Below are 2,789 nucleotides of genomic sequence, written 5' to 3'. Positions count from 1 at the left end.
CGGCGGGGCCCGTCAGGGGTGGGGAGGGTCGGTCGGCGTCAGATCGGCACGCCGCACCGCGGCGATGAACGCCTCGACGCGGGCCGGATCCTTGATGCCCTTGGCGGCTTCGACGCCGGAAGAGACGTCAACCGCCCACGGGCGCACCAGACGGACGCCATCGGTCACATTTGCGGGTGTGAGTCCACCAGACAAAACGACCCGATCGGCGGCGTTGAGTCGAGGGTGTGACCACGGGAAGGCTGTCCAGTCGAAGGGTTGTCCGCCACCGCCGTAGCCGGGGACGTGCGCATCGATCAGCACGGCCCGCGCGGCGGCAAAACGCTGCGCGTATTCTAGGAGATCGAAGCCGGCGGCGCCAGCGCCGACCGGGACGCGTGCGGCCCGCATCCAGGGACGGGGGCCGGCCAGGGCCGTGCACTGGTCGGGCGTTTCGTCGCCGTGAAACTGCAGCAGCGCGTTCGGTACCGCCTCCAGACCGGCGGCCACCTCGTCCGCCGTGGCGTTGACGAACAGCAGCACCGGCGTGACGAAGGCGGGCAGGCGGCGCGCCAGCTCGGCGGCGCGCCGGACGCTGACGTGGCGAGGGCTGGCCGGATAGAGCACGAAGCCGATCGCGTCCGCGCCGGCAGCGGCGGCGTGGTCCACATCGGCTTCGCGCGTCAGGCCGCAGATTTTGATGCGGGTGCGTCGCATGGCGGGGCGGGATCGGGCGTGCGGGTGCGGCCCGGGTGGGGGGCGTTCACAGGGGCAGCCAGTCGAAGGCCGGGGTGTGCCGCGGCAGGCCGAGGTCCGCATCGTACACGGGGCCCAGAAAGTACAGCCCGTCCGGCGCAAAGGTCGGCGCGGCGATCTCGCGGTTGCGCGCATCGCGCACGGCCGCCACCCAGTCGGGCGGGCGCAACCCCTGACCCACGGCGATCAGGCACCCCATGATGTTGCGGATCATGTGGTGCAAAAAGGCGTTGGCCTCGAAGTCGAAGCGCCAGTAGGGGCCGCGGCGGCCGATGTCGATGCGGTGCAGGTGCTTGACGGGCGACAGCGCCTGGCACTGCGCGGCGCGAAACGAAGTGAAGTCGTGCTCGCCGAGCAGGTGGTGCGCGGCGCGTTGCATGGGCTCGAGCGCCAGCGGGCGAAACACCCAGCCCACGCGCCCGGTTTCGACGCTGGGGCGCACGGGCGACTCCAGCAGCACATAGGCATAGCGGCGCGAGCGGGCGCTGTTGCGGGCGTGGAAGGTGGCAGGCACGGGCAGTGCCCACTGCACCGCGATGTCGTCGGGCAGGTAGCGGTTGGTGCCCCGCACCCACGAGTTCATGGCCCGCTCGACCGGGGCGTCGAAATGCACCACCTGGTTCAGGCCGTGCACCCCCGCATCGGTGCGGCCGGCGCACAGGGTGGCGATGGTGGGCACGTCCGCAAAAGTGGCCAGGGCCCGCTCCAGCCGATCCTGCACGGTTTTCCCCCCGGGCTGGCTTTGCCAGCCCTGGTAGGCGGTGCCCAGATAGCTCACCCCCAGCGCTATGCGCATCGCTCGGTCGCTGCCGTGCTCACGTGGCGGGCGGCGTCAGGCGAGCTGCGCCAGGAAGGCGCGGGCGCGTTCCTGCAGCTCGCCGCTGGCCTCGGCGACGACCTCCTCGGCCAGGGTGCGCGCACCGTCCACGTCGCCGATGGCCTCGAACTCGCGCGCCAGCGACAGCTTGGTCTCCAGCGGATCGTTCTCGCCCAGTCCCTCGGCGATCTCGAGGCTCGACAGGTCGTCGGCCGGCGCCTCGTCGGCAGGTGCGGCCGCACTGGCCGGCTCCGCGCGGGGCGGCTCGTCGGTGGGCAGATCGAGCGACAGGCCCTCCAGCTCTGGCGGCAGCCCCGGCGCCGCCGCGGTGGGCGCCGGCTGCGGGGCTGGTTCGGGGATGTCCAGCTCGAAGTCGATGCCGGCCATGTCGTCCGACGCGCCCGAGTCCTTCGCGTCCGCCGGGCTAAGCGCCGGAGCCCCGGTTGGCGGGGGCGATGCGCCGTCGGGTTCCGGTGTCGGGGCTTCTGCGGTCAGGTCGAGGTCGAAGTCCAGATCGTCCGAGGGAGGGGCGGCGGTGGCGGCCGATGCGCTGGCGGGTTCGGCCGCCGGGGTGTCGAAGGTCAGGTCCAGCTCGGGCACGATGTCGGCGTCCGGCGAGGCTGTGTCCGCCAAGCCAGCGGCCCCGGCCGCCATGGTCCCGGCCGCGGCCGCTGCGCCGCCGGCACCCGCGGGGCGGTAGAGCGGATTGTCGGGGTCGAGGGTCATGCCCAGCTCGCAGGCGCGCTGCCACTCGGGGCCCTGGCCCTGGGTCAGGGTGTGCAGCTCGCGCGCTGCGGCCTCGAAGCGGGCCGCATCCGGTCGCTGGGCATAAATCTCCAGCAGCTTGAGCCGCACCGGCAGCCGGTCGGGGTGCAGTCGCAGCGCCTCGAGCAGGATTTCTTCGGCTTGCTGGTCGCGGCCGTAGGCCAGGTACACATCGGCCTCGGCCACGGGGTCGACATCGCCACCGGCGTCGAGCTGGCTGGGCGAGTACATCATCGACGACACCGGGGCCTCGTCGTCGGTGTCCACGGTTTGGCCCACCGCGTCGACATGCGGTTCGGCCGGCTGATCGTTGCCCGCCTGCCGCTGGCGTTGCCGCACGCGCCACCACGCCAGCACGGCCAGCAGCACGGCCACGCCACCGGCCGCCGGCAGGGTCAGCGGATGCGCCAGCAGGGTGCCCACCACGCCGGCTTCGGGCGGGGTGGGGGCCGGTGCCGGCGCAGGTGTAGGC

At 72.9% G+C, this 2,789-nt stretch carries 3 protein-coding genes; all 3 read right to left on the bottom strand.

What is annotated here, in order from left to right:
* Positions 1 to 12 precede the first annotated feature (12 nt).
* Positions 13 to 696 (bottom strand): phosphoribosylanthranilate isomerase, encoded by a 684-nt coding sequence (locus tag V7026_RS11315; protein ID WP_334155479.1) that lies wholly within the window; start codon positions 694 to 696, stop codon positions 13 to 15.
* A 46-nt stretch (positions 697 to 742) separates the two neighbouring features.
* A complete protein-coding gene (gene truA / locus V7026_RS11310; protein WP_334155478.1) occupies positions 743 to 1,531 on the bottom strand; it encodes a tRNA pseudouridine(38-40) synthase TruA in 789 nt (262 codons plus the stop codon).
* A 36-nt stretch (positions 1,532 to 1,567) separates the two neighbouring features.
* Positions 1,568 to 2,789 (bottom strand): FimV/HubP family polar landmark protein (locus V7026_RS11305; protein WP_334155477.1); only part of this gene is annotated, 1,222 nt, incomplete at its 5' end.

The organism is Tepidimonas sp., from assembly GCF_036825565.1.
Taxonomy (GTDB): domain Bacteria; phylum Pseudomonadota; class Gammaproteobacteria; order Burkholderiales; family Burkholderiaceae_C; genus Tepidimonas.
The sequence above is the reverse complement of the archived record's forward strand: the minus strand, read 5'-3'. Positions and strand labels throughout refer to the sequence as shown.